24 protein-coding genes are annotated in these 25,840 nt (G+C 40.0%); 8 read left to right on the forward strand and 16 right to left on the reverse strand.

Annotated elements, in window-relative coordinates; all coding sequences use genetic code 11:
- Positions 1-6 precede the first annotated feature (6 nt).
- Complete coding sequence (locus ACWIUJ_RS00865) at positions 7-444, reverse strand: DUF3015 family protein (RefSeq protein WP_454152396.1); 438 nt, start codon at positions 442-444, stop codon at positions 7-9.
- A gap of 167 nt (positions 445-611) precedes the next feature.
- On the reverse strand, positions 612-1,544 hold the full coding sequence (locus ACWIUJ_RS00870) for a DMT family transporter (RefSeq protein ID WP_454168341.1): 933 nt from the start codon (positions 1,542-1,544) through the stop codon (positions 612-614).
- Between the two features lie 329 nt (positions 1,545-1,873).
- Here ACWIUJ_RS00870 and ACWIUJ_RS00875 point away from each other — a divergent pair, with 329 nt between their 5' ends.
- On the forward strand, positions 1,874-2,461 hold the full coding sequence (locus ACWIUJ_RS00875) for a cytochrome c3 family protein (RefSeq protein ID WP_454152398.1): 588 nt from the start codon (positions 1,874-1,876) through the stop codon (positions 2,459-2,461).
- A 17-nt stretch (positions 2,462-2,478) separates the two neighbouring features.
- Positions 2,479-5,001: a molybdopterin guanine dinucleotide-containing S/N-oxide reductase gene (locus tag ACWIUJ_RS00880; RefSeq protein ID WP_454152399.1), complete on the forward strand. Its 2,523-nt coding sequence runs from the start codon at positions 2,479-2,481 to the stop codon at positions 4,999-5,001.
- Positions 5,002-5,093: 92 nt separating this feature from the next.
- Here ACWIUJ_RS00880 and ACWIUJ_RS00885 read toward each other — a convergent pair whose 3' ends face one another.
- The 8 genes from ACWIUJ_RS00885 to mnmH form a co-directional block, all read right to left on the reverse strand.
- A complete protein-coding gene (locus tag ACWIUJ_RS00885) occupies positions 5,094-5,339 on the reverse strand; it encodes an RNA-binding S4 domain-containing protein (protein ID WP_454152400.1) in 246 nt (81 codons plus the stop codon).
- Between the two features lie 13 nt (positions 5,340-5,352).
- A complete protein-coding gene (locus ACWIUJ_RS00890) occupies positions 5,353-5,775 on the reverse strand; it encodes a hypothetical protein (protein ID WP_454168343.1) in 423 nt (140 codons plus the stop codon).
- Between the two features lie 30 nt (positions 5,776-5,805).
- Positions 5,806-6,789, reverse strand: coding sequence for a beta-ketoacyl-ACP synthase III (locus ACWIUJ_RS00895; protein WP_454168345.1), 984 nt, complete (start codon positions 6,787-6,789; stop codon positions 5,806-5,808).
- A gap of 2 nt (positions 6,790-6,791) precedes the next feature.
- Positions 6,792-7,787 (reverse strand): phosphate acyltransferase PlsX, encoded by a 996-nt coding sequence (gene plsX / locus ACWIUJ_RS00900; protein WP_454168347.1) that lies wholly within the window; start codon positions 7,785-7,787, stop codon positions 6,792-6,794.
- Between the two features lie 11 nt (positions 7,788-7,798).
- On the reverse strand, positions 7,799-7,948 hold the full coding sequence (gene rpmF / locus ACWIUJ_RS00905) for a 50S ribosomal protein L32 (protein WP_454152404.1): 150 nt from the start codon (positions 7,946-7,948) through the stop codon (positions 7,799-7,801).
- Position 7,949: 1 nt separating this feature from the next.
- Entirely contained in the window at positions 7,950-8,303 is a 354-nt protein-coding gene (locus ACWIUJ_RS00910) for a hypothetical protein (RefSeq protein ID WP_454152405.1), read from the reverse strand.
- Positions 8,304-8,374: 71 nt separating this feature from the next.
- Positions 8,375-8,788 (reverse strand): nucleoside-diphosphate kinase, encoded by a 414-nt coding sequence (gene ndk / locus ACWIUJ_RS00915; protein ID WP_454152406.1) that lies wholly within the window; start codon positions 8,786-8,788, stop codon positions 8,375-8,377.
- Between the two features lie 121 nt (positions 8,789-8,909).
- Complete coding sequence (mnmH, locus tag ACWIUJ_RS00920; protein ID WP_454168349.1) at positions 8,910-9,905, reverse strand: tRNA 2-selenouridine(34) synthase MnmH; 996 nt, start codon at positions 9,903-9,905, stop codon at positions 8,910-8,912.
- A gap of 184 nt (positions 9,906-10,089) precedes the next feature.
- Between mnmH and ACWIUJ_RS00925 the strand changes: the two genes are divergently transcribed.
- Positions 10,090-11,253, forward strand: coding sequence for an MFS transporter (locus ACWIUJ_RS00925; protein WP_454168351.1), 1,164 nt, complete (start codon positions 10,090-10,092; stop codon positions 11,251-11,253).
- A gap of 28 nt (positions 11,254-11,281) precedes the next feature.
- On the opposite strand, the gene hisH is transcribed toward ACWIUJ_RS00925, so the two are convergent.
- Genes hisH through ACWIUJ_RS00940 form a run of 3 tightly spaced genes read right to left on the reverse strand, consistent with a single transcriptional unit; the run spans position 11,282 to position 14,068 of the window.
- Positions 11,282-11,953 (reverse strand): imidazole glycerol phosphate synthase subunit HisH, encoded by a 672-nt coding sequence (hisH, locus tag ACWIUJ_RS00930; RefSeq protein ID WP_454168353.1) that lies wholly within the window; start codon positions 11,951-11,953, stop codon positions 11,282-11,284.
- Positions 11,954-11,968: 15 nt separating this feature from the next.
- Positions 11,969-12,862, reverse strand: coding sequence for a HemK/PrmC family methyltransferase (locus tag ACWIUJ_RS00935; RefSeq protein WP_454152410.1), 894 nt, complete (start codon positions 12,860-12,862; stop codon positions 11,969-11,971).
- Positions 12,863-14,068, reverse strand: a complete 1,206-nt coding sequence (locus ACWIUJ_RS00940) for a M48 family metallopeptidase (protein ID WP_454168354.1) — start codon at positions 14,066-14,068, stop codon at positions 12,863-12,865.
- A gap of 276 nt (positions 14,069-14,344) precedes the next feature.
- Between ACWIUJ_RS00940 and pyrG the strand changes: the two genes are divergently transcribed.
- From pyrG to ACWIUJ_RS00965, 5 genes are read left to right on the forward strand one after another with little or no spacing between them, the layout of a single operon-like run.
- The gene (gene pyrG, locus ACWIUJ_RS00945) at positions 14,345-15,976 is read left to right on the forward strand and encodes a glutamine hydrolyzing CTP synthase (protein WP_454152412.1); all 1,632 of its coding nucleotides are present in this window, start codon (positions 14,345-14,347) and stop codon (positions 15,974-15,976) included.
- A complete protein-coding gene (recJ, locus tag ACWIUJ_RS00950) occupies positions 15,977-17,557 on the forward strand; it encodes a single-stranded-DNA-specific exonuclease RecJ (RefSeq protein WP_454168356.1) in 1,581 nt (526 codons plus the stop codon).
- Position 17,558: 1 nt separating this feature from the next.
- Positions 17,559-18,476, forward strand: coding sequence for a pseudouridine synthase family protein (locus ACWIUJ_RS00955; RefSeq protein ID WP_454168358.1), 918 nt, complete (start codon positions 17,559-17,561; stop codon positions 18,474-18,476).
- Positions 18,477-19,562: an ATP-binding protein gene (locus tag ACWIUJ_RS00960; RefSeq protein ID WP_454168360.1), complete on the forward strand. Its 1,086-nt coding sequence runs from the start codon at positions 18,477-18,479 to the stop codon at positions 19,560-19,562.
- A gap of 50 nt (positions 19,563-19,612) precedes the next feature.
- Positions 19,613-20,248, forward strand: a complete 636-nt coding sequence (locus ACWIUJ_RS00965) for a Fic family protein (protein WP_454152416.1) — start codon at positions 19,613-19,615, stop codon at positions 20,246-20,248.
- Between the two features lie 40 nt (positions 20,249-20,288).
- On the opposite strand, the gene ACWIUJ_RS00970 is transcribed toward ACWIUJ_RS00965, so the two are convergent.
- The 3 genes from ACWIUJ_RS00970 to ACWIUJ_RS00980 are packed head-to-tail and all read right to left on the reverse strand — an operon-like array spanning position 20,289 to position 25,479.
- Entirely contained in the window at positions 20,289-23,369 is a 3,081-nt protein-coding gene (locus ACWIUJ_RS00970) for an efflux RND transporter permease subunit (protein WP_454168362.1), read from the reverse strand.
- A gap of 41 nt (positions 23,370-23,410) precedes the next feature.
- The gene (locus ACWIUJ_RS00975) at positions 23,411-24,127 is read right to left on the reverse strand and encodes an efflux RND transporter periplasmic adaptor subunit (RefSeq protein WP_454152418.1); all 717 of its coding nucleotides are present in this window, start codon (positions 24,125-24,127) and stop codon (positions 23,411-23,413) included.
- Positions 24,124-25,479, reverse strand: a complete 1,356-nt coding sequence (locus ACWIUJ_RS00980) for a TolC family protein (protein ID WP_454152419.1) — start codon at positions 25,477-25,479, stop codon at positions 24,124-24,126. The genes ACWIUJ_RS00975 and ACWIUJ_RS00980 overlap by 4 nt, the downstream gene beginning before the upstream one ends.
- Between the last annotated feature and the right edge of the window lie 361 nt (positions 25,480-25,840).

Genomic DNA, 25,840 nt, shown 5'->3' on the forward strand with positions numbered 1-25,840 from the left:
AAAGTCTTAGAGTGCATTCACACCGCTAAGCACATCTGCCATTTGAGCATCTTTGCTCGCATAGAGTTTATGATAGTTTTCTTGTAAAGCAAGTTTAAACTCCTCTTTTTGCTCGACACCTAAGAGCTCAACTAAAGTATCTAGTGATTCTCCCTTGCCTTGAGCGATTTCTTTAGAGAGAGTATCCATATTTGAAGCGACAAACTCCTGAGTTCTACTATCCATTACAAGACCTTCCCATTTACAGCCAGAAGTCCCTGAAGTGATACCAAAAGTTTGATTCCACAAAGTAGAGTTTGTTGTAAGTTGCAACAGATTCCATACTAACCCTTGCTTATCAATCAAATAGCTTCCAAGACCGCAACCTACATTGCTATTTGCTGCGCCAAACGCACTTGAACTCAAAACCGCCGCTAGAGCGACACTACCTAGAAGTTTTTTCATTAGATTCTCCTTAGAAATAAGATATTTGACAAAATTGTCTTTGCAATCATACCCTAATAAAAACAACAATACAAAAAAACCTTTTTTGTATTGTTGGGGGTTTTTGTTTGAAGTAAGTTTTGGAGCACATTTTGGCAGGGATTACATACATATTGCATTTGGATATATTATTGTTTTGTTGTAGAATCTTTTTTGATTGCATTTAGCCCTATAAGTGCGCCAGAGAGTAGGATTAGGGCGATTCCTATGCTAGGCAGGAGGTTTGGGAAACTATCGCCTAGCAACACGCCCAAAAACACGCTCCACACAATGCGCATATAGGTGATAGGGGCGACTACATTTGGCGAGGCAAACATATAGGATTTTGTCATTAGCCATTGCCCGATTGTCCCCACCACACCTGTCAAAATAAAGAGAATCCACGCAAAAAGCGAGGGAAAAATAAAGCCCCCCATTTTATCGATGCTAACACACATTCCTATGATTCCCACGATACACATCATTATGCCATACCACAGCACGACCGCCTCGCTTGTGTAAAATCGCTTAAGCGTGGGAATGGTAAGAAACGCGATAGCGGCAAAAATCGCGCCGATGATTCCAATCAGTGCATTAAAAAGCGGAATCTCGCTCGCTTCAGGGTTTGCTACCAAAAGCACGCCGATAAAGCCCACGATAGTCGCTATCAGTGCAAACACACTTGGCTTACTACGCGTGAAAAATGAGAGAAACACCACAAAAATGGGCGTGGATTGCAAAAATGCCGTAGCGATTCCTAGTGGGATAGTTGCGAAATTGTAATACGCAATGCTTACCGCCACCCCGCCAAAAAGCCCGCGCATAAGCAGTGAGGAAAATCCACCTTTTTGCTTTGCTTGCAGTTTGGGCTTTTTTATGCGCGGGGAAATGCGTGAGAGCGCGGGGAAAAAGAGGATTATGCTATAAAGCGTAAGCACCATAAAAAACGCGCGGAAAAAGACATTTTCCATCGATGAGTAGCCAAGCATAGTGAGGTATTTTAAAAGCGCGTTCATAAGGGCTAGGAAAATCGTAGAGAGGAGCATTAGCACAATACCCTTCACAAGAGAACTATGCGCCATTGTGAGAATCCAAAAAGCACAATAAAATATCCACGACAAATCCTTCGCTAAAAAATTTACAGATTCTAAAGTATAGAGAATAAAAATAAACTTCTTAAACTTCAAACATTTATTTACCTTTTTGGAAGTTCTCTTTGATATTTGTATAAAAATGTAACGATATTTGTATTGATTCTATGGTGTAATATGCTCAAAATAGCGTGCGGGGGGGGCAAATAATATATTTTTATAGATATTTGCTAAAAGTAAGCATAATCATTTAAGGAAACTCTAAGGTTACAATCTTTACAATTTACGCTGTATCAACAATTTCAATAAAGGAGGAATTTATGATGAGCAAGGTTGCAAGGGCTTTTATATGCGCTAGCGTAGCATTTGCTAGCATAGCGTTTGCAGAGGTTCTTTATAGCGACAAGGTTGTATCGTTGTATCTCAATGCTAAAGATACGAAGCCTGAGGGTAGGTTGTTGCCAACTAATGCTTTTGAGATTATCAAGCAAGATTCTAAAAAAGTGCTGGTGAGAATCTCAGGCTTTGTCAATCCCAAAGCTCCATCGGTGCTATACACAAATGACAGTCAACGCGTAATGGTGGCTGCGTTTGGTAAAAATACCAAGTTGGAGTTTAAAAGCAGAGTCGCTGGTAGCGGTGGCAAATGGGATAAGGTAAGCATTGAGGTGTGGGCGGATAAAGGCGAGTTTGTCAATGACCGCAAGCCAATGTTTGCAAAAGCAAAAACGCTGTATTCAGAGAATTGCGGAATCTGCCACGCTACGCATAAAGAAAGTGAGTTTGGTGCAAATCAATGGCAAGCAGTCTTTAACTCGATGGTAAATCGCACGGCGATTGACCAAGAGGACAGGTGGCTTGTGATTGAATACCTACAAAAAAATGGCAAAGACTACTACGAAAAGTAAAATAAAAGGAGTGTAAAATGAGTTTAGATAGAAGAAAGTTTTTGAAGGCAAGTGCTGCGATAGGTGTGGGAGCTGGTATTTTAGGGATTGGCTGTGATGACAAGAAAGCCACTTCTATAAAGCCCGGCGGTCTTATCCAAAATGGTAAAGTTACTACTGCTGCTCACTGGGGGATTTTAGACCTCACTATTAAAGATGGCAAGTGTGTGAAATCTGAGCCTTGGGAAAAGGTGCAAGAAACTGATAACCCGCTATGGTATGTAACACCTGATATGATTTATAAATCTCGTGTGCGATTCCCGTATGTGCGAAAGTCTTATTTAGAGAATCCAGATTCTCCAAAGCCAGAGCTTCGTGGCAAAGAAGAGTTTGTGCGTGTGAGCTATGAGGAGGCAATCAAACTCGTAGCAAAAGAGCTAAGAAAAACATACGATGCAAAAGGTCCAAAAGCAATTTGTGGAGGAAGCTATGGGTGGAAATCCACAGGGAACTTCCATAATGCGCGCGTGTTGCTTCATAGATTCTTAAGCGTTACAGGTGGATTTGTGGGCGTGCAAGGAGACTATTCTACAGGTGCTTCTCAAGTGATTATGCCTTATGTTGTGGGCTCTATCGAAGTATATGAGCAACAAACTTCTTGGGAAAATATCTTAAGCGATACAAAAGTTGTAGTATTTTGGGGGACAGACCCACTCTCTACACTACGAATCGCTTGGACAGCAAATGACCAACGCGCAATGCAATACTATGAAAAACTTCGCAAAAGCGGGAAGAAAATTATTGTCATTGATCCTATCCGCACGGAAACTACGAAGTTTTTCAAGGCAGATTGGATAGCACCTAAGCCAAACACTGATGTGGCGATGATGTTAGGAATGGCTCACCACTTAATTTCTGTGGGCAAGGTAAATACTGAATTTTTGGATACTTATACAACAGGCTATGATAAATTTAAAGCCTATGTAGAGGGCAAAGAAGATGGCGTAGCAAAAACTCCTGCGTGGGCAAGCAAGATTTGTGGCATTGAGGCGAGCGTTATAGAATCTTTGGCTGAAACTTTCTATGACAATCCTACAATGTTAATGAGTGGCTGGGCAATGCAAAGAGCTCATCACGGAGAGCAGCCTCACTGGGCACTCGTTACACTTGCGTGTATGATTGGACAAATTGGCACATCAGGCGGTGGATTTGGACTAAGCTATCACTACTCAGGCGGTGGTGTGCCAACTGCAAAAGGTGGCGTTGTGGGCGGTATCAGTGCTGGTAGCGTTGGCATTTGGGAAAATGGTAAGTTTAAAGGACTTGCGAAAAGCGATGGCGGTGAAGATGTGGCAGAATGGTTAAGAGACCCAAGTGTGGCATCATTCCCACTCGCAAGAATCGCCGATGCACTTCTTAATCCGGGCAAGACTATCGACCATAACGGGACAAAAGTAACTTACCCAGATATGGATTTCATTTATTGGTCTGGTGGGAATCCGCTCGTGCATCACCAAGATACAAACACCAACAAAAAAGCGTGGAGAAAGCCTCGCACGGTAGTCGTGAATGAAATCTATTGGACACCAACTGCAAAAATGGCAGACATCGTGCTTCCTGTTACGACTTCTTATGAGCGTGATGATATTACAATGGCAAGCGATTATTCAAATATGTTTATCGTGCCGATGAAGCAAGCCGTAGCACCTATCGATGAAAGCAGAGATGACTATGACATATTCTGTGATTTGTGTAAGGTGTATGGCGATGATGTCTATAAGGCATATAGCGATGGTGGTAAAAGCGCGAAAGATTTTGTAAAAGAATATTATGATGGTGCATACAAGCAAGTGCAAGCCTTTGGTGAAGCATTTACCACACCTATGCCTGTATTTGAGGAGTTTTGGGCGAAAAATGAGCCAATCCAATTTGATGTCCCTGCGGAAAATTATAATTGGGTGCGCTTCGCTGAGTTTATCGAAGACCCTGTGCTTAACGCACTTGGCACAGATTCTGGTTTATTTGAGATTTACTCACAAAAAATCGCAGGCTATAAATACAACGATTGTAAGCCACACGCGACTTGGTTTGAGCCTGCTGAGTGGCTAGGCAATGCAACTGAGAAGTATCCACTTCACTTGCTCACTTCTCACCCAGCAGATAGATTGCACTCTCAGTGTTGCCACACTTCGTTGCGTGAGCAGTATGCAGTAAATGGTAGAGAGCCAATCCTTATCAACAAACAAGACGCAGAAGCACGCGGTATCAAAAATGGCGATGTAGTGCGTGTGTTTAATGATAGAGGTGAGATTCTTGCGGGTGCTGTGGTAAGCGATGATATTCTACCAAGCGTAGTTCGCGTGTGTGAAGGTGGTTGGGTAGACCAAGATGAAAATGGACTATGCAAATATGGTAGTGCAAATGTGCTTACACTTGACATACCAACTTCAAAACTTGCGAATGGTAACTGCGCGCACACAGGGCTTGTGAATGTCGAAAAATACACAGGCACACTCCCTGAAGTTACAGCCTTTACTCCACCAAAAGGTGCAGAGGGCTAAGACAATCTGCCTTAACAGATTCTATAACCTCTAAAAGGTTATAGAATCTCACTTTAATCTTTTTTTCTACTCGTTTGTATTTTCTTTTTGAATTAGAGCAGTTTGACAAACATTTGGCTTTGGGATTTTGGGACATTTTTGGTTGTTGGGAGCGCGAGCACTTCGTATTGCTTTTGACTTTCCAAAAAGTTTATAGTGATAATGTCGCCTATTTTGACTTCTTTGCTACTTTTTGCTTTTGCACCATTTATGAGCACGACACCATTTTCACACATATCTTGCGCGAGTGTGCGTCTTTTAAGCACATTTGTAGCATTTAAAAACTTATCAACACGCAACTTAGATTCTCTTTTATTGGGGATATGCTACATCAAATACAGGATACCATTTTTTATCTACTTGCACGAGTGGCACAGCCATAGGAATCCCCGTCTCGTCATTAAATATCAAAGTTAAATACACAACACATATAGCATTGTCTTGGGGGAGTTTTTCGGCGCATTCATTATCATATACTGATATTTCTTTGATTCCATTGTTTTGCTTTGAAAGGACGCGATACTCCTTGCTGGCATATTGTCTATCTTGGATAAAGAGCTCTTTTTGCGTTTCGTTGAGTGCTTGACCATCTTGTGTTTTGGCATTTTTTGCTATTTGTGCTACATTGCCAGCAAGCATATCATTAGCATAGTCAAAAGCACTTTGTTCTGCGCTTTTATCGCCACAAGCCACAAAGCAAAGCATTAAAAATCCTAACGCGATAAATTTTTTCATTGTATGTCCTTTTTAGTTGTATTGCAGAATCTAACCATTATAATAGAGCAACGCAGAACCCCAAGTCATACCACCACCAAAGGCATCTAAAAGGAGCAAATCTCCATTTTTGAGTTTGTTTTGTGTGTGGAGTTCATCAAGTGCCATTGGTATGCTTGCCGCAGAAGTATTACCAAATTTATTTACCGTAACTACGATTTGATTTTCCTCGAAATCAAGCATATTACCAACAGCTTGGAGAATCCGTAAATTCGCCTGATGAGGGACAAAATAAGTAATGTCTTTAGCATTGAGCTTGTTGTTTTGCAAAATTTCTCTTACATCATTGGCGAGTGTTTTGACTGCGAGTTTAAAGGTTTCGTTGCCTTTCATTTGGAGGCATTGTTTTATTTTGGTGCTATCTTGTCCATTTTGCACTCTTGGCGTGAATAAAAAATCACCATACTTGCCATTTGCACTGATATGCACATCAATGATAGATTTATTTTTGTCCTCCTCCGCGCTTATCACTGCCGCTCCTGCCCCATCGCCAAAAAGCACGCAAGTGCTCCTATCGCTAAAATCAAGCAAAGAGCTTATTTTTTCCGCTCCTATGATTAGGACATTTTTATAGGCTTTTGATTCTATAAAGGATTTCGCTACTTTGAGTAAATACACAAAGCCACTGCACGCTGCACTTATATCAAACGCTGGGACATTTTCTATGCCGAGTTTTGCGCTTAGTAGGCACGCAGTGGAGGGCATTGTAATGAAATCTGGGCTTAATGTCGCTACAATTACAAGTTCAATGTCATTTGGCGTTAATCCTGCGCGTGAAATTGCAAGTTTGCTCGCTTCATAACCCAAATCGCTTGTGCTTTGAGAATCTAGCGCGAAGTAGCGTGTCTTTATCCCTGTGCGCTTACTTATCCATTCATCGCTTGTGTCAAGCGTTTTTTCAAATTCAGCATTACTTACACATTTTTGTGGCACAAAAGAGGCGATTGAGCGCAAGGAAGCATAGACATTACCCACGATTATCCTCCTTGATTTGGGGTAGATTCAAAGACTTTTTGGATTTTTTCACATACTTTAGAATCTAGAGCATTGAGTGCTTGATATACAGCACATTCAATAGCGCGCTCATTAGAGCTCCCGTGGCTTATAATAACGACATTTTGCACCCCTAGAAGTGGTGCGCCACCATATTCAGTGTAATCAACCTTTTTCTTTAATGCCTTAAAGGCTGGCTTTAAAAGCAGTGCGCCAAGTATGCTTAAAGGTGATTTGACATTATTTTTGATGATTTTTGAAATCGCCATCGCCACACCCTCAGCGGTTTTTAACACGAGATTCCCAACAAAACCATCGCATACAATTACTTCTACACTTCCATTGAAAATATCGCGTCCCTCGACATTCCCCTTGAAAAACGAAAATTCTTTCAGCAGTCCAAATGCTTCTTTTGTAAGTTCATTGCCTTTAGTGTCTTCTTCGCCATTGGAGAGTAAGCCTACGCGTGGATTCTCATAGCCCATCACACTTTTAGCATACTCATAGCCCATAATAGCAAAATCCACGAGATATTTCGCCTTGCAATCCGTATTTGCACCTGCATCAAGGATTACGCTTGGTGTGTCATTTACGCTTGGCATAGCTGTGCAAATGGCTGGACGAGACACACCTTTAATGCGTCCTAGTCGCAATGTCGCCAAACTCATAGTCGCTCCGCTATGTCCGGGTGATACGAGTGCGTCTGCCTCGCCGTTTCGCACAAGCTCTGTGGCGATGTAAATGGAGCTTTGTTCGCGCTTTGAGGCACTCGAGGCAGATTCTTCCATTCTTATGTAATCTTGGCAATGGACGATTCGCACACTCTCACGCAAGTTTTGAGGCACAAGCGGGGCTATTTGGGCTTCATCACCCACAATCAAAGCTTTAAACTTCCTATGTTTGAGGGCTTCTAGCACGCCAAGCACAATGGGTTTCACACCATTGTCTGCTCCCATTACATCAACGGCAACGCGTTGCATTGTTTGCTCCATTATTTATATGTGCCACTAAATTTGTTAATGTGGTGGGGCATTTTCCAGCTCCCATCTTTGTCTTTGATAGGCTTTGCCAATGTTACCTTGTAGTGTGTTCTACGCTTTGCTGCGCGTGTTTTACTTACTCTTCTCTTTGGGACAGCCATTTTATTCTCCTTTGATATGGTAATCGTTTTTTATAGATTCTATCTCGCTAAGCAAAATACAATCTAAGTCAATAAAGCCATCAAAAAACTCAATAACCTCAAAGCTACCGAGTTTGCTTTGACTTTGTGTATCCCACAAACCATCTGAGATATACAAAACCAAAGGTTCATTGTATTGCTTTATGAATTCCTCGCCACTTCTATCACAAATAAGCTCTATCGTGCCACTTAAAGTTGCTTCTAGCTTTATTATGTGAGAATCTATGCGTTTTAAACAACCATTTAGCACCATATCGTCATTTTGTAGGTTAAAGGTTTTTTGCGCCGAAGTAATTTTTTTAAACGCAATTTTCACCTTTAGCCCCGCTCGCAGAGATTCTCATTTTGCGTGTTTGGATAGCACCAAAGCAACTTCTAAGCCAAAGTCTAGCAAATTTCACGCGTGCCAAAGAAAAAGGCAACCTCAATCTTGGCATTTTCTATGCTATCACTCCCGTGCACTGCATTTGCATCAATGCTTTGGGCGAAGTCAGCGCGAATTGTCCCTGCTTTGGCTTCTTTGGGGTTTGTTGCTCCCATAAGTTCGCGATTTTTCGCCACAGCATTATCCCCTTCTAAAACCATCACCACCACAGGACCACTCACCATAAAATCTACCAAATCTTTAAAAAACGGACGCTCTTTATGGACTGCGTAGAAGTTTTGCGCATCTTGTCGTGTAAGCTGGATTTTTTTAGCGGCAGCGATTTTTAAGCCATTGCTTTCAAACCTATCAATAATTTTACCAATAACACCCTTTTGGACGGCGTCTGGCTTGATGATAGAGAGAGTTTGCTCCATTGTGTTCTCCTTTGCCTTAATTTTCGTGTTTGTCGTTTATCTTATTAAGAAACCTGCGATTATAACTTAAAATCTCTAAAATCCTTATAAAATTCATATTTTTGCGCGAAAAGCAAAATTTTTAGCAATGTGTTTGAATGATTGTTTGTATTTGCGCAAAGGCTTCTTGTAAATTTTGCGCACTGACTTTATAATCGTAAGGTTGGCGTTTGTAGGCGTTATCATAATATTGTGTGAGGAGAATCTCTGCCGTTTTTACCCTATCTTTATAAAACGCTTCTTTTGCTTCATTCCAAGCATTCTTTGGCATAAAGCGTGAAATATTTTCCATAGCTGTGGTGAAAAACTCCTCGCTAATGTGTTTATAATACTTTAATGTTCGTTCTATGCGCACATCAAGTGGCGTATCGATAAAGATTTTTGGTGCATTTTGGTAAGCGTTATAAAGTGGTGTTGGCAAAATCACATTACCAAGTTTTTTGCTCTCGCCCTCTATAAGCACACATTTATTTTCTAACTCCCTTAAACGCGTAAAGATGAGATTCTCAAACATTGCATTGCTGGGCTGAATGCCACATATCGCGCCAAAAGAAGAGCCAAAGTGTTTTGCAAGAGATTCTATATCTAGTGAATCTTTATACATTTTAATAAGCTCGCTTTTTCCGCTACCTGTGGGACCTATGAGTGTAAAAAACTTCATTTTTGGTGGTTGTTGCAAATATTGCAAAACAGCGTTGCGATAGGCTTTATAACCATTTTGCAGGCGTGTGGTGCGGTAGCCAATGTTTTGTAAAATACTTAGCAATGAGAGACTTCTAAGCCCACCTCTTGCGCAATAAATATGAATGACTTGCGCGGGAGTAATGTTTGAGCGAGCAAGAAAGTCTTGCAAATGCTTTCCCACATTTGCACAAATAATGCTTGCGCCCATAATGCGCGCTTGAAATGGATTTTCTTTATAGAGTGTGCCTATTTGCTCGCGCTCATCATTATTTAGCACGGGGAAGTTTAGCGCACCCACAATATGAGATTTTTCAAACTCACAAGGCGAGCGCACATCAATAATTAAAGCACCTTGTAAAAATACATCTACTTGAGTGTCTTGGCTGTTACGCATATAACTCCTTGCAATGTTTAAGATAAATATAATTATAGAATCTTACTCACTAAAAATGTAATAAAATACAAAAAATCCATAATCTCATAGTAGCGCGTTATTATCTTTGAAAGACTACAATTTTTGTCAAATTTGTCGCATTGGCGATGCGTGATTCTAGCAACAAACAATGTAAAGAGAGAAAATGAGAATAAGCGATAAGATTTTTTGGCTTAATGTGGTATTTTTGATTGCTATCACACTTAATTTGCGCGCCCCTATCACTTCGCTAGGACCAATCATAGAATCTATAAAAGACGCATATAATATAAACTCTGCGTTAGGCGGACTTTTGACTTCATTGCCACTTATTGCTTTTGGGAGTGTGAGTTTTTTGGTAGCGTATTTTTCGCCTATGCGTGCGATAGTTGTTGGGATTGTGCTTATTATCATAGGTGAAGTGTATCGAAGTTTTGGTGGAAGTGTGGGGCTTTTCGTGGGAATGGCGTTGTTAGGGAGTGGTATAGCTATCGCTAATGTGTTGTTGCCAAGTTTTGTCAAAGAAAAATTCCCGCGCAAGATTCCCTTTATGATGGGTGTGTATAGCCTAGTATTAAATCTCTCTGGCATTTTTGGAATCGTATTTGCCCTGCCACTTTTGGCATTTTTGGGATTGCAGTATTCATTGCTTTTTTGGTTGCCTTTTGCGTTACTCGCGTTTTTTGTATATATACCACAAATGCGCAATGGTAGGCTTTTTCGCACGATTAAAAAATCAAAGAGCAATATCAATATTTTTACCCAAATAAGTGCGTGGAAAATCACTCTATTTATGGGGGCTCAAAGTTTTGTGGCGTATGCGATGTTTGCGTGGCTCGCGCTTATAGTGAGTGAGATGGGCTATGGAAGCGAGTTTGGTGCAAATATTTTACTTTTAGCTCAAGCCATAGCCGTGCCCATAGGATTTATAGGTCCTGTGATTTTAGGCAAACTCAAAAATACATATCGCGCTGTGTATATGGCTTGTTTGTGTGGGTTGTATGTGGTGGGGTTCGCGTGCTTGATATGGCTGGATTCTAAAGTTGGTGTAGTGCTTGGAGCGATTTGCATTGGAATCCCAATGGGTGGTGTGTTTGCCATAGCGTTGTTGTTTATTTCTACCAAAAGTGCTAATTCACTTATTGCAAGCAAGCTTTCCTCAATGGCACAGGGCTTTGGCTACCTCATTGCGAGCACCGCACCTTTTATCATAGGGCTTTTGCACGATTATTTTGAGAGCTTTAGCCAAGCATTATATTTGCTCTTAATTGTGGGGGTAATCGTGAGTATTTTAGGGCTTATTGCTTATAGGGCAAAAGTGATAGAGTGATTGTTTTACGCATAAATTATTGTGGTTTTTATAGCTCTATAAAGTTTTGCAAAATTTTTAATCCTACATTATGGCTTTTTTCTGGGTGTGGTTGGATTCCTAGCACATTGTCTCGTCCTACAATGGCTGGAAACTCATAACCATACACACATTTTGCTAAAATATCGCTACTATCCTTGCACTGGGCGTGGAAACTATGCACGAAATAAAGATATAAGCCCTCATTTTTTGGCGAAATTTTAGAATCTGTGTGAAACAAGTTTTTCAGCAATGGATTGTTTTGTCCTTCTTGCGTGAGGAGGCATTCATTCCAGCCTATGTGTGGGACTTTGAGCGTATTTAACCTTGCCTTATCAAAACCCACTACCTCGCCACGCAACAGACTAAGCCCTTTGTGCTCGCCAAACTCGACACTTTTTTCAAAGAGCATTTGCGCACCCAGACAGATTCCAAGCAAGTATTTACCACTTTTAACGAAATCTTTTATGTCCTCTTCAAATCCAAGTGTGCGGAGATTTTGCATAGCATCGCCAAACGCTCCCACACCGGGCAAGATGAGCTTGTCATAATGTGCGATATTTGTTGGGTTAGATTCTATGGATATTGTGAGAGATTTGCTACTTTTGTGGGCGACAAATTCAAGCGCATTTTGCACGCTTGCGAGATTCCCAATGTTGTAATTTAAGATTGCTATATTCATATAAGTCCCTTTGTGTTAAAATTCTAGCACAAATCCTCTATCAAAGCCACTTAAATCAGTATAAAACTCTAGCTTTTTGGGTGAGAGTGGAGCGATAAACTCGCTTAATCGGGTCTTTTGGTCATAGCCCATTTCACAACACATAATAAGTGGTCTTGCTTTTGCGCAAGCGGTGATAAGTGATTCTATGATTTCACTGCCTCTCTCTCCGCCAAACAACGCTCCTTTTGGCTCATAGCATAATGGCAAAGGCAGGGGATAATCATTGGCAATGTAGGGGAGATTTGCCACCACAAGTTCTAAAAAATCAAGCATTTGAGTGGAAAATGGCTCTAGTAGCGAGCCTTGTAAAGTGCTAATGGATTCACACTCAAAGCGAGCGAAATTTTTCCGCGCACACTCAAGCGCAAGAGAATCTATGTCGGTTGCATACATTCGCAAGTGTGGATTGTGTCTAGCGATGATAGTGGAAATCGCACCGCTACCTACGCCAATTTCTGCCATTACGCTAATTTCTCGTTCTTTAATGATTTGAAGTGCCTTTTGCACGAGAATCTCACTCTCTGGGCGTGGGATAAGCACACCTTTTTGGATAAAAAACTCACAAGAATAAAAACTCGCCTTTTGGGTTAAGTATTCAATCGGTGTGCCTAGTGCGCGTTCTTTAACTTGGCTAAAAAATGTATTTTCTTGATTTGTGGGTAAAAAATCATTACTATGAGCGTGCAAAAAGGTGCGGGGCTTTTGCAAAATCTCACAAAGCAAAATCTCGCACTCAAAACGAGGGCGGAATGCCATTAAATGTTTTGATTCTATATTTTGCTCTAGTCGTTCAAAGTCCTTTGCCAAAGGGCTTTGCTCTAAAATTTCGCAACCGTGTGCTATGGCAGTTTGAATTGTGGTTGCCATTTATTTTAGGGCTTCATAATCAAGGGCTTTTAATCGTTCCAATAACGGAGGGTGTGAGTAATAAAAGAAGATATATAAGGAGTGTGAGCTTGGAAATGATTTGTTTTCTTCTACAAGGCGCACAAGTGCATTGGCAAGATGAGATTTAGAGCTTAAAGACGCGCCAAAGGCATCAGCACCATATTCAGCCTTGCGCGAGAAATATCCAATGATTGGCATAAACCAAAACGAAACAATGGGAGAAAGTAAAATAGCGAGGGCTAAAATGCACGCATTTTGCTCTGGGAGATGACTTTGGCTAAAAAAACTTTCAGGCAAATGCGAGGCTAAAAAGAACAACAAAAACAAAAATACGCCCATAATGGCTATATTTTTTATAATGTCTTTATGCTTAAAATGCCCAAGCTCGTGCCCTAAAATTGCCAAAAGTCCATCTTGGCTAATCTTTTCTAACAAGGTGTCAAAGAGCACTACACGCTTGGTTTTCCCAAGCCCACCAAAATACGCATTAAGCCTACCATCGCGCTTGCTGGCATCCATTACAAAAATCCCGCTTGATTGGAATCCTACTTTTTGCATTAGGGATTCTATGCGTTCTTTGAGTTGTGTGTCTTGCAAGGGGGTGAATTTATTAAACATTGGGGCAATAAGCGTGGGGTAGATGGCGTTTGCTAAGATAATAAAACAAAAAAGCAGCACAAAGCCTCCAATCCACCAAAGAGTAAAACTATCCATCACCCACAAAAGCAAAAAGACAATGCTCCCACCAATCATAAGCCCAAGCAGGCTAGATTTAAGTGTATCAAGCAAAAATAAAGCTGGAGTTTGCTTGCAAAATCCATAGCGTTTATCAATACTAAATGTCTCATAAAGTGCGCTAGGTAAGCCAACAAGCGAGCCAACAAGCACGATAAGCACGACAAATGCGACATCGCGGTAATACCCGCTAAGCATATTGAATCCATCATTGTAGAAAAAATCCAAACCAAAGAGAATCCAAAAAGCAAAAAGCGCGGATTCTGTGATTTTTGAGAAAATGTTTAATTTGAGTTTTTCTATGGAGTATGAGCCAGCTTTGATGTATTCTTTGGTATCCAATAGGAGGGCTTTTTGTGTGATAGCTTTTTTGATATGTCGTATTTGCAGACAATCAAGTATAATCACAGGGATAGCATAGGCTAGCAAAAACACGCTAACAAGTAGCATTTCTCTCCTTTGTGGCTTTATTTTAGATTTTTGACATTAAATTTGTTAATAATACCTTGCAAAACAAACGATAAGTAAATGCTTTTTGTATGCGATATATTTTTGCAAAGAAACATTGAATCTTGTGGGTTTATTGCGCCATAGATTCTAAAAAATTATAAAAAATTGCACGAAACATTCTTAAAGGCGATTTAATAAGATTATAATTGCAATTTTTTTGTAATATTGTAATAATTTTAGAGTGAAATTTAGGGATTTTGATAGAGTGAGTTTTAAATGAAAGCTAAACAAACGCGGTATATTTTTGTTACAGGTGGGGTGCTAAGCTCTCTTGGTAAGGGCATTACCTCCTCTTCTATTGCCACACTTTTACAGCACAGTGGATTTGAGGTAGGTATTTTAAAAATCGACCCCTACATCAATGTAGACCCCGGCACGATGAGTCCATTAGAGCACGGAGAAGTTTTTGTAACAAGCGATGGTGCAGAGACAGATTTGGATATTGGGCATTATGAGCGATTTTTAAACAAAAATTTTTATAAAACAAACAACTTTACCACAGGGCAAGTTTATCTTTCCGTGATTGAAAAGGAGCGCAAGGGCAAATATTTAGGCAAGACGATTCAAATTGTCCCGCATATCGTTGATGAAATCAAGCGCAGAATTTACCTTGCCGCGCAAGATAGCGATTTTTTAATCGTGGAGCTTGGTGGCACTGTGGGCGATATGGAGGGTATGTCATATTTAGAAGCAATGCGCCAAATCAAGCACGAGCTAGGGGGAAAAAATGTCCTAAGCGTGCATATAACACTGATTCCATTTGTGCGTGCTGCAGGCGAATTTAAAACCAAACCAACACAACACAGCGTCCAAGAGCTTCGCAGAATTGGAATCTCCCCGCAGATTCTTGTGGTGCGTTGTGAGAGCGCGCTTGATAAAGCACTAAAGAAAAAGCTCTCATTAAGCTGTGATGTTGCGCTTGATAGCGTCATTGTGGCAAAAGATTCTGCAAGTATTTATCAATGTCCGCTTGATTTTTTACAAGAGGGTATTTTAGAACCTATCAAAAGGGAATTCGAGTTGGGTAATTTAGAGCCAGATATGGAGCAATGGGACACTTTAGTTAAAAAGATTATCGCTCCAAAACAAAGCATTACCATTGGCTTTGTGGGGAAATATCTCTCACTTAAAGAATCATATAAATCTCTCACTGAAGCCCTTATACACGGTGGGGCAAATATCAATACGCGCGTAAATATTCGCTGGATTGATAGCGAGGATTTAGAACGCAATAATAGCGAGCTTGATTTGGTAGATTCTATTCTCATACCCGGTGGATTTGGTGAGCGTGGAGTTGAGGGGAAAATCCGCGCAATCACTTACGCGAGGGAAAATCAAATCCCATTGCTTGGAATTTGTCTAGGAATGCAACTTGCCATTATCGAGTTTGCGCGCAATGTGCTAGGGATTAAGGAGGCAAACTCGAGTGAGTTTGATGCGCATTGCAAAGAGCCTGTGATATATCTTATTGAGGATTTTATTGATTCGTGTGGAAAAAAGCAAATCCGCACGCATAATTCTCCAATGGGCGGGACAATGCGACTTGGCGAGTATGAATGCAAAATTACAAAAGATTCTAAACTTTACAAAGCCTATAAGCAAGAAATTATCAAAGAGCGACATAGACATCGCTATGAGGCAAATCCCAAATATAAAGATGCTCTGCAAAAAGCAGGAATGCGTATAAGTGGAGAATCTCAAGGGCTTATTGAAGCTATTGAATTACAAGGACATCCGTGGTTTGTCGCCGTGCAGTTTCACCCTGAATTTACTTCAAGGCTTAAAAACCCAAATCCCATCATCTTAGAATTTTTAAAGCAAACACTCCATCACAAAAGAGTCCAATAAATGAACACCAAACATTATCCAAAAATTACCAAACGCGATTTAGAGCAGATTCTCCAAGCGAGAAATTGTGCGCAAGGTATCCAAAGCCTCAAAGATTTACCACCTCCAAATAAACTTAAATGTGTCAATGAAGCAGGGGAACTCGTGGCAAAAAAAATGAGCGAGGGTGGGAAAATCATTGTTGTTGGGGATTATGACGCTGATGGTGTGTGCTCTAGCTCGCTAATGTTTAGGTTTTTTAAGAGTTTAGGATATACAAATTTTGAGATTTTTATCCCCAATCGTTTTAGCGATGGGTATGGAATCTCACCTAGCATTTTAGAACGCGTAAATGCGGTGCAAAAAAATGCTCTTGTTATCACGGTGGATAATGGCATTAGCGCGTATGAGGCAGCAAATTATTGCAAGGAGCACAATATCGAGCTTATTATCACTGACCATCATACGCCTAGCGAGACATTGCCCGAAGCGAGCTTTATCATCAATCCAAAACAGCAAGATTGTAATTATCCATTTAAGGAGGTTTGTGGCTGTGTGGTCGCGTGGTATTTTTGCGCTGGGATTAAAGTCGCACTTAAAAGCGACATAGATTTAAAGGAATTTTTGCCACTTTTGGCACTTGCCACACTTGGTGATTTGATGCCTTTGGTCGGGGTGAATAGAATCCTTGTGCAAAAGGGATTAGAGGTTTTACAAACGAGCAAATCCCCAGCCTATAAAGTCATTACACAAAAACTTTTGCGCATAAGCTCACAAGAAATTTCTTTTAACATCGTGCCTTTGTTGAATTGTGCAGGGAGAATGGAAAACGCTCAATTAGCGGTGGATTTTTTATGTGCGCAAAATATGCAACGCGCTTATGAAACTTTTAACGCCTTAGAATCGCTTAACAAAGAGCGTAAGGCAATCCAAAAAGAAACTTATGAAAAAGTCCAATTAGCGTGTGTGGAGAAAGATAATCTTGTGTATGCTATCGGTGAGGGTTGGCATATTGGCGTGCTTGGTGTTGTCTGCTCACAACTCGCACGAGAATACAAAAAAACAGCTATCGTGCTTGGCGTAGAGACGAGAAATGGCGTGAAGATTCTCAAAGGTTCGGGTCGGGCTTTTGGCAGTGAGAATCTCATCGGCACAGCACAAAAGGTGCAAGGCATAAAGCCACTAATGCTTGAGTTTGGTGGGCATAATGGTGCGTTAGGGCTAAGTTTGCCTATCGGTAGCGAGGGTGAATTTTTAGAGCTTTTTTCTTTGTATTTGGAATCTATAAATGCCAAACACGATGAAGTGTTAGGAGAGATTAGTGGCGATGAAGTTGATATGGATTTATTACGCCTGATAGAATCTTTTGAGCCCTATGGAGAGGGTAATGTTTTACCACATTTTATTTGCAATGATTTAGAGATTGTTACCTCAAATGTTTTTGGCAAGCAACAAAACCACCTTAAATGTTTGCTAAAAAACTCCAAAGGCAAAAATATCAATGGTGTGGCATTTTTTTGCACTCAATTAAGTAAGAGTTTTATTTTTTGTTTATCACGCGATTTTAGACAAAACCTGTGTTTGCAAATGCGCGTGGTATAAAATGCCATTTGTGAAAGAGACTTTTTGTGTGCCTGCGCCAAAAAAGGCGTATGCGTTTTTGGAGGATTTGGGCTTTAGCACGAAGCAATCCCAAAAAATTATCGATAAGGGGAGGCTACGACATAATGGCAGTGTGGTGAAAAAATCTCAAATTGTGCAAGGAAATGTGGAGCTTACGCATTTTAAAGCACAGCATTTTGGCTTAGAGCCTCTTTTTTATAATGATGATTTTTGTGTGTATGATAAACCCCATAATTTGCTTATTCACCCAAAGGGACTTTTCACTCATCATAGTCTTAATGATTGCCTTAAATCTCGCTTTGGAGCGCAGGCTAATCCTATCCATCGCCTTGATTATGAGACGAGCGGGCTTGTGTTGTGTGCATTGCATAAAAATGCCGAAGCGGAATTAAAACATCTTTTTGCCAAGCGCAATGTTACAAAGACTTATACGGCGATTGTGCGAGGCATTATCGAGCGAGATGAGATTCTCATTGATACGCCTATTTTAACTTGCAATAATGGTAGGGATTTAAGCATTCGTTCGCGTGTCTCATCGCAGGGCAAGGACGCGCTCACACGACTAAAAGTGCTGGCACGCGATAAGAAAACAAATCAAACCCTACTTCATCTCACTCCAATCACAGGACGCACTCATCAGCTACGCGTACATCTAGATTCTATTCATCACCCTATTGTTGGAGATTTGCTCTATGGTGTGAATGATGAGTGTGCGCGGGAATTTTTAGAATCTAAGCGTGTGGCAAGAGATAATCGGGCGCAGATTCTCACTTCGCGTTTATTGCTTAATGCAAGTTCTATCACCTTTAGCTACAAGCATACACATTTTTGTTTTTTTTCAATGTTGCAAAACGATATTTTACACACTTTTTATACAGCACAAAGTGTGGATTGCTAAATGAATGCCCTAAGAGATACGCTTATAGAGCGCACGATTTTACCTCGTAGATATGGCATACCAAGTGGGCGCACATTTGTATATGGTGCGCCAAAGGTTGGCAAGACTTCGCTTGCTCTGCAGTTTGCCCTTAGTTTTAAAAAGCCTTTTTATATTGATTTAGGTGATATGCGTGTGAAAAAAGATGAGGCACAAGCGCATTTGCTAAAAATTTATTTGGAAAAAGAACTTGATGTATTGGTGCTTGATAATTACAAAAAAGATATGTTTGGGAATTTTTTAGGTGTAGATTCTCATCAGTTTTTACCAAATTTGCAAGATATTGTGCTTATTGGAAATAGACAAGAATGCCCAATTGGCTTTGTGCCAAAGTGTATTTTGCCTTTGTGTTTTGAAGAATTTGTGAGTTTTGATACAAAAAATTTTTCACTTAAAAATCTTTTTACACTCTTTTTAAAAGAGGGCAATCTCGCCCAAATGTTTGAGACAAGCGCGTATAAAAGACTTCAAACAAAAAGAGAATTCTTACAAAGTGCTCTGCAATCTCAAGCGGAATTGTTTTTTAAAATCTTACCATTTCAAGCGCAAAATATCGCTCCAAACGCTTTGTATGAGCGACTTAAAAAGCAAATGAGAATCTCAAAAGATACTTTATATGCTACGCTTAGGCAATGGGAAGAAAACGGAGTGATTTTTTATGTGTCAAATGCACTTCATAAAGGAAGCAAAAAATTGTATTTTTTTGATTTTAGTTTGCCATCGCTTGTTTGCTTTGAGAAAAATCTCTCTACACAATTAGAAAATATGCTTTTTTTAGAGTTGTGTAAAATATGCGAGCAAAGTGCGTTAAAAGAATGGAGTAATGAGGTGGTTTGTGGTGCAATGGGGGAGTTTTATATGCGCGATTGTGCGTATATCTTTATTCCTTTTGCTACGCGTGAGCTTATCGCTCAAAAAATACCACACATAGATTGTAAAAATATCGCTATTATTACGCTAAGTTTTGAAGATGAGGGAGTTATAAGTGGCAAAAAATATAGAGCGATGCAATTTGTAGATTTTGCACTTGGAGAGGCATATTGGTAAAAACATTATACAATCTTACAAGACTAACGCTTAAAGTATGAGGAGGGGAAATGCTAGAGCAAGTAAAAGATAAGGAATTTATGGTAGATTTATGTATAAAGGTAGCGCACCATTCAACCGCAATAGAGGGCAATACACTTAGCATTGATGAGGTGGCAAATATCTTGCGTGAAAACTACACACCGCGTCAAATGAGCCAAAAAGAATTTTATGAAATTAAAAATTATGGCAAGGCGTTTGCACTTTTGTCTGATTCGCTTATCGCTAAGCAACCACTTACCCCAGAGTTAATGAAAGAGTTTCACGCACTTTTGCTTGATAATTTGCTCCAAAGTAAAGGCGAGTTTAAAAAATCGCGCAACCCAAAGCCAGATTATGACACGCTTTCGCCATATCAAGCTGATTATATTTTACAAGAATGGTGTGAGAGTTTGTATTTTGTATTTACCAATGCAAGAGACGATGAACACAAACTTGAAATGATTTTGCAATCACATATTCATTTTGAGAGAATGCGTCCATTTAGTGATGGCAATGGTAGGGTAGGGAAGTTACTCATCGTGTATTCGTGTTTAGAGCAGGATTTGCGACCTGTGATTATCCCAAAGGATTGCAAAGAACATTATATTGAAATTTTGCAAAAGCACGATGTAGATGAGTTTTTAAAGATTGTCCAAGCATTGTAAGTTTTGGATTGTAGATTTTCAAGTCTCAATACACAAACACTTAGAATCTATCCCCCTCTTTTGGTTTATAGAATCGTTGAAGTTTATCATCAATAGGTGCGAGGAATCGATAAAACACAGGCACAATCAACAATGATAAAAGCATCGAAACAATAAGCCCGCCAATCATCGCAATGCCTATTGGATTTTTCATAGCTTCTCCCGCACCACTTGCAATCGCTAGAGGCAACATACCAAAAACCATCGCTATGGTTGTCATTAAAATTGGTCGTAAGCGTAACTCGCCCGCAGTGATAATCGCACTATCTATATCCATTCCTTCCTTGCGTTTTTCATTTGCTACATCGATAAGCAAGGTGGCATTTTTCCCCACGATTCCCATTAGGAGCATAAGCCCCATTAGCGAAAACATACTAAATGGCTCTCTTGTGATAAAAAGCGCGAAAAATGCCCCAGAAAAGCTCAATGGCAGGGTAACCATAATAATCAAAGGTTGTAAAAAACTCTCATACAAAGCAGCCAAAATAAGGTAGATAAGCACGATTGCCGTTACAATCGCCGTAACAAATGCCACTAGCGTTTCTACCATATTTTCAGCATCGCCCTGTAAGCGATAGCTTGCTCCTTCTTCGAGCCACTTTGGACGCCCTGTGTCTTTATCTGGTTCAAGCACTGCAGATAGCACTTCACCTAAACTTGTGCTTTCCTCATTTGTCGCATACACCGTGATACTTCGTTGCCTGTTAAAGCGAGTAATAGTGCTAGAGGTTTTTGTTTTGTGGATTTTTACTAAGCCCTCCAAAAACATAAGTTCGCCATTGCTATTTTTCACTTGGAGTTTTTTAATATCCTCTAAAAACTTTCGAGAATCATCGGGCACACGGACGGTAATGTCATATTCCTTGCCAGATTCTTTATAATATCCCACCGTGTATTCTCCAGAAAATGCCGTGCGGATAGTGTTGCCTATTTCTTGTGAGCTTACGCCATACCTATTAGCGTTTGCACGAATAATTTGGAATCGATATTCAGGCTGGTCTTCAGACTTGTCTGTGTGTATATCTCGCACTTTGTCTGCTAGCTCCTCTTTAAAAAACTTATACAGATTCTCTTTGCTTTTTTCTACAAGTTCTCCACTATGGGATAAAATTGCAATTTGCAATGGCGAAGTATCTCCCCCGCCCATATCGCTAATTTCTACTATTGCTATGTTCATTCCCTCAGCTTCTTTGGAGGCTTTGAGTGATTCGCGCATTTGATTCATTATGGCGAATTGACTTTGCGCGCTTTTGCGTTTGTTTTTTGGTATCATTTTGGTGTAAATTTGCGCTTTAAAGATATTTTTACGACTATCATAGCCAATTTGTAAAGTCGCAAATTCTGTGGTCTCATCTTGCAAGATAATATCTTGGAGCACTCCTGTGCGCCGTTTCATCTCTTCCATACTAATGCCCGGAGCAATTTCTATAAACACATTGTATTCGCCCTTATCCTCTTTTTTCATAAAAGCAAACCCAAGCGTAGAGGCAATCACTAATGATAAGATAAAGATTCCCAACACACCAAGCAATACTCTTTTTTTGTTAGCAAGCACAAAAAACAGGGTCTTTTTGTATCGTGCATCAAGCTCGATGAAGTATTTTTCTGTCTTGCGATAAAAGTTTGAATGCTCTGGATTTACCACAATAGCACTAATCATTGGGACAATCGTAACAACGACAATGTAAGATAGCCCAATGGCAAGCGCAACTGTGATACCAAAGCTCTTAAAAAACTGCCCTACAATCCCACTCATCGTCCCAACAGGGATAAACACAGAAAGCAACATAGCAGAAATAGCCACAATAGCAAAGCCAATTTCTCTCACGCCTTCATACGCTGCTTCACGCTTAGGCAATCCAGCCTCAATTTTTTTATGGATATTTTCAATCACCACAATGGCATCATCAATGATGATTCCAATCGCAAGCGTTAAGGCAAGGAGGGTGAGCATATTTATGGTTAAATCAAAATAGTGCATAAGTGCGAAAGTGCCAATGATTGATACAGGCAACGAAAACGCCGCCACCATAGTAATGCTTGTGGAGCGTAAAAATAAAAATACAATACTCACAGCCAAAAGCGCGCCTAAAAAGAGGTCAAACTTCACATCAGCAACAGAATCTTTAATGTATTCTGTGGTGTCTTTAAAGACTTGCACATCGTAATCTTGACTTACTGCTTTAATCTCTTTTTCAAAAATTTCTTTGATAGAATCTGCGATTTTAATATCATTTTGCCCAGAGATTTTTTGCACTTCAAAAATTACGCCCGGCGTCTTGCCATAGCTCGCATAAGTCCTATCTTCCTCAATAGAATCTTCAATAAGAGCAACATCTCTTAATCGCACACCTTCAGCTATGCGTAATTCACCCATTTCCTCAACCGTGTAGCTATTAGCGTCAGTGGTGAGTGCCCACTCTTGCGTTTCGCTCACAAGTCTCCCGCCATCAACTTCCACATTTTCGTTTCCAATAAGTGTGCTTAAGCTAGAAAAAGTAAGTCCATATTTATTCATTAAGGTTGGGTCTGGATAGACTCTAATTTGTCTTTTCCTATATCCACGCACACCCACACTTCCTACACCATCGACTTTTTGAAGCATTGGTTTGATGGTATTATCAGCAAATCTCATCATTTCGCTCGGTGGCACTTTGGTGCTGGTTAAAAAGAGTGAAATCACAGGCGAACTACCCGTATTAAGTTTATATACTGCTGGAGAATCTATACCACTTTGGAGTTGCACCGTGCCTACTTTATCGCGCACATCAGCCACAGCGACATTGACATCTTTTTCAAGTTGAAATTCTATAAATACAATGCTTGTGTTGCGCACGGATTGCGAGGTAACTTTTTTTAGTCCATCGATTCCTAGCACGGCTTCTTCGATTTTATCAGTTACTTTTGTTTCTACCGTTTCAGCACTCGCACCCGGATAGTTTGTAATGACTGTAACAAATGGAAAATCGACATTTGGGAAGAGTGAGACAGGCATTTTATTTACCGATAAAATTCCAAAAAACATTACCGCTAAAGCAAACATTAGTGTGCTTACAGGGCGAGTTATGGCGAATTTATACATATTGTTCCTTATGCCTTAATTGTTGTTACTTTTATGCTTGCTTAGCGCGTTTGGATATATCCATCACCAAAAGTGCCGGGTATGATATTTTCTACCAATGCTTCGGCTTTGACTTTGCGGTTTGTCTCTCCTGCCAAAGGATAAATTTTATAAATAGTAGCTTTTTGCTTTTCGCCATCATCGACACTAAATTCAAATGTATCACCCACACGCACTTTGTTAATGTATTTAATGTCAAATTCAAGCACGATTTTTACTTCTGCACTCACAAGCCTAAAGAGCTTTGTGTTGTTTGCCCCCACACCATCGCCGAGTTCAATGTCTTTTGAGGCGATGATTCCATCAAATGGGGCGAGCAAAATAGTCTTACTAAGCAATGCTTCTTGGTAAGCTAAATCCGCTTCATATCGCTTAAAATCAGCAAAATATCTATCCAGCGAGTTTCTATCTACTGCGCCAGCAGAGCGTTTGTATCGCTCATATTGCTTTTTGTTAAAGTTGTATTGTTGGCGGATAGATTCCACTTGGGCTTGCACATCAAGGTTAAAGAGCGAGAGAAGTTTATCGCCCTTTTTTACCACACTTCCTACATCGACATCAATCTCCGCCACAATCCCACTAGAGCCAAGACTTAAATTCGCATCTTGGATTGCCTTTGCATTAAAGATAGCATAGACTCTTTCTTGTGCATTTACGCTTAAGAGAAGAGCAATGCCAAGCACGCAGATTCTGTTGATTGTTTTCCACAATACCTTCATTGTATGTATCCTTCGATTTCTTGCCCACTATAATAAATATAGCGTGCTTTTTGGATTTCATAATTATCAATGCTTTGTTTATATTTCGCTTCTGCTTCAAATTTGCGTGTTAAAGATTGCAAAAAATCGCTGAAGTTTAGAATCTGTGCGTTGTATTTTTTTTCTACATTATCAAATGACACGGTCGCGCTTTTTAGTGCGGCTTCTGAGCTTTTAATCTGCGCTTGCGCAATCTCTAAACTTTTGCGATAGAGCTTTTCATCTTTTGCTTGTTCGTGTTTTTTGTATGCGAGTTCCTTTTCTCTTTGTAATGCGGTGTAACGAGCGGCTTGTCTTTGTTTCCAAATATTTCCAAAATCAAAGATTCTCATACTGACATTTATGCCGATGACATTTTGGTTTGGTGGGTAGCTCATTTTCATAAAGCTCGACCCACCAAAAGCTCCGCCACCAGCTCCAAGTAAATCATTAAGCGCAGGTTTGCTTGTGCTATCTAGCCCCCAATTCCACCCAAAAGTATCACTAACGCTTATGGTTGGCAAGTAAGTGATTTGTCGTGCTTGGAAAAGCGCGCTTTTTGCTTGCTCGCCTAGCGCGATAATATCCTTTCTATCTTTGACTTCTTGGGTTGGTGTTTTGATTGTTACGCGCTCAAGATTCTCTACTTCTAAGTTTGTAAGCAAAGAGAGTAGAAGTTTGTTGTTTTCAATGTCTAGCAACTTACTAGCCAAATCGTGCTCGGTGGTGAGGTATTCTGCACGCAGAGATTCCACATCGTCAATAGTCGTAAGCCCCGCTCTAAAGAGCTTTTCAACGCGCGCGATATTGACTTCTAGCTGTTTTTTCTTTTGCTCTAGGGCATCTTTTAGTGCAAGATTAGAAAAGTATCCATAATATTGCTCGATGACATTCAAAAAGAGCTGTTCTTTTGTATTTTCTCTATCAGCGACACTCGCGCGGTATAATGAACGCTGTGAGCGGAGCTTATTGGTCGTTTTAAGCCCACTAAACACTTCCCACTCAGCTTTTAGCTGTGCGGCATTAGAAATCGTTTTCCTATAAGTGTTATCTGCATTTTGATAGGAGTAGTTTCCATCAAGAGTTGGGAGAAACTCTGCAAACGCAGCGAATCTGCTTGCTTTTGCTTGGAGGATTGCAATGTCTTTTGCCTCTAAGTTATAGTTGTTTTTTGCTCCCTCTAAAAGCTCAAGTAGAGTGAGACCATTTTGCTTAGAATCTTTATTAGATTGATTTTGGTTTGATTGCGTGGTATTCACTTCTAGCGCACTATAATCATATACATTTGCACTGAGATTAAAGACTAACACACCAAGCATTATCAAAAAACGCATCTTTTCTCCTTAATTTTAAAATGGATTGGAATTATAGTATATTTTTATTACTATCTCATTTACTTTATTATATTTTTTAAGGATTTATAAAAATTTACAAATCTATCATTGCTAATAAAGAATGAAAAAATGTCTTGCAAAATATATGCCACAATTTCACAATGAACTAACCCCATCGCGCCCATTGTATCCAAGCATTCTTTAATCACATAACAATACTTGATAAAAGATACATTTTATTTTTTACTCTATTAGTCGATAGCTTATTTATGGGTGTTTTTTTTTACTAATAATTCATTAAGCCTTATTTTGTCTTATTGCCTTAGTTTCTTAGTTTTTGGATTTTTGATGTTGTTTGTGA

This window comes from Helicobacter sp. 23-1046 (assembly GCF_053654635.1).

Coding starts and splice junctions, on each gene's coding strand:
- ACWIUJ_RS00880 (WP_454152399.1), top strand. CDS start 2,479: ATGAGTTTAGATAGAAGAAAGTTTTTGAAGGCAAGTGCTGCGATAGGT.
- ndk (WP_454152406.1), bottom strand. CDS start 8,788: ATGGAGCAAACTCTCTCTATCATCAAGCCAGACGCCGTCCAAAAGGGT.
- ACWIUJ_RS00870 (WP_454168341.1), bottom strand. CDS start 1,544: ATGGCGCATAGTTCTCTTGTGAAGGGTATTGTGCTAATGCTCCTCTCT.
- hisH (WP_454168353.1), bottom strand. CDS start 11,953: ATGAATATAGCAATCTTAAATTACAACATTGGGAATCTCGCAAGCGTG.
- ACWIUJ_RS00980 (WP_454152419.1), bottom strand. CDS start 25,479: ATGCGTTTTTTGATAATGCTTGGTGTGTTAGTCTTTAATCTCAGTGCA.
- ACWIUJ_RS00865 (WP_454152396.1), bottom strand. CDS start 444: ATGAAAAAACTTCTAGGTAGTGTCGCTCTAGCGGCGGTTTTGAGTTCA.
- plsX (WP_454168347.1), bottom strand. CDS start 7,787: ATGCAACGCGTTGCCGTTGATGTAATGGGAGCAGACAATGGTGTGAAA.
- ACWIUJ_RS00960 (WP_454168360.1), top strand. CDS start 18,477: ATGAATGCCCTAAGAGATACGCTTATAGAGCGCACGATTTTACCTCGT.
- ACWIUJ_RS00975 (WP_454152418.1), bottom strand. CDS start 24,127: ATGAAGGTATTGTGGAAAACAATCAACAGAATCTGCGTGCTTGGCATT.
- ACWIUJ_RS00890 (WP_454168343.1), bottom strand. CDS start 5,775: ATGAAAAAATTTATCGCGTTAGGATTTTTAATGCTTTGCTTTGTGGCT.
- ACWIUJ_RS00955 (WP_454168358.1), top strand. CDS start 17,559: ATGCCATTTGTGAAAGAGACTTTTTGTGTGCCTGCGCCAAAAAAGGCG.
- ACWIUJ_RS00935 (WP_454152410.1), bottom strand. CDS start 12,862: ATGGCAACCACAATTCAAACTGCCATAGCACACGGTTGCGAAATTTTA.
- ACWIUJ_RS00925 (WP_454168351.1), top strand. CDS start 10,090: ATGAGAATAAGCGATAAGATTTTTTGGCTTAATGTGGTATTTTTGATT.
- recJ (WP_454168356.1), top strand. CDS start 15,977: ATGAACACCAAACATTATCCAAAAATTACCAAACGCGATTTAGAGCAG.
- ACWIUJ_RS00970 (WP_454168362.1), bottom strand. CDS start 23,369: ATGTATAAATTCGCCATAACTCGCCCTGTAAGCACACTAATGTTTGCT.
- ACWIUJ_RS00940 (WP_454168354.1), bottom strand. CDS start 14,068: ATGCTACTTGTTAGCGTGTTTTTGCTAGCCTATGCTATCCCTGTGATT.
- pyrG (WP_454152412.1), top strand. CDS start 14,345: ATGAAAGCTAAACAAACGCGGTATATTTTTGTTACAGGTGGGGTGCTA.
- ACWIUJ_RS00965 (WP_454152416.1), top strand. CDS start 19,613: ATGCTAGAGCAAGTAAAAGATAAGGAATTTATGGTAGATTTATGTATA.
- mnmH (WP_454168349.1), bottom strand. CDS start 9,905: ATGCGTAACAGCCAAGACACTCAAGTAGATGTATTTTTACAAGGTGCT.
- rpmF (WP_454152404.1), bottom strand. CDS start 7,948: ATGGCTGTCCCAAAGAGAAGAGTAAGTAAAACACGCGCAGCAAAGCGT.
- ACWIUJ_RS00875 (WP_454152398.1), top strand. CDS start 1,874: ATGATGAGCAAGGTTGCAAGGGCTTTTATATGCGCTAGCGTAGCATTT.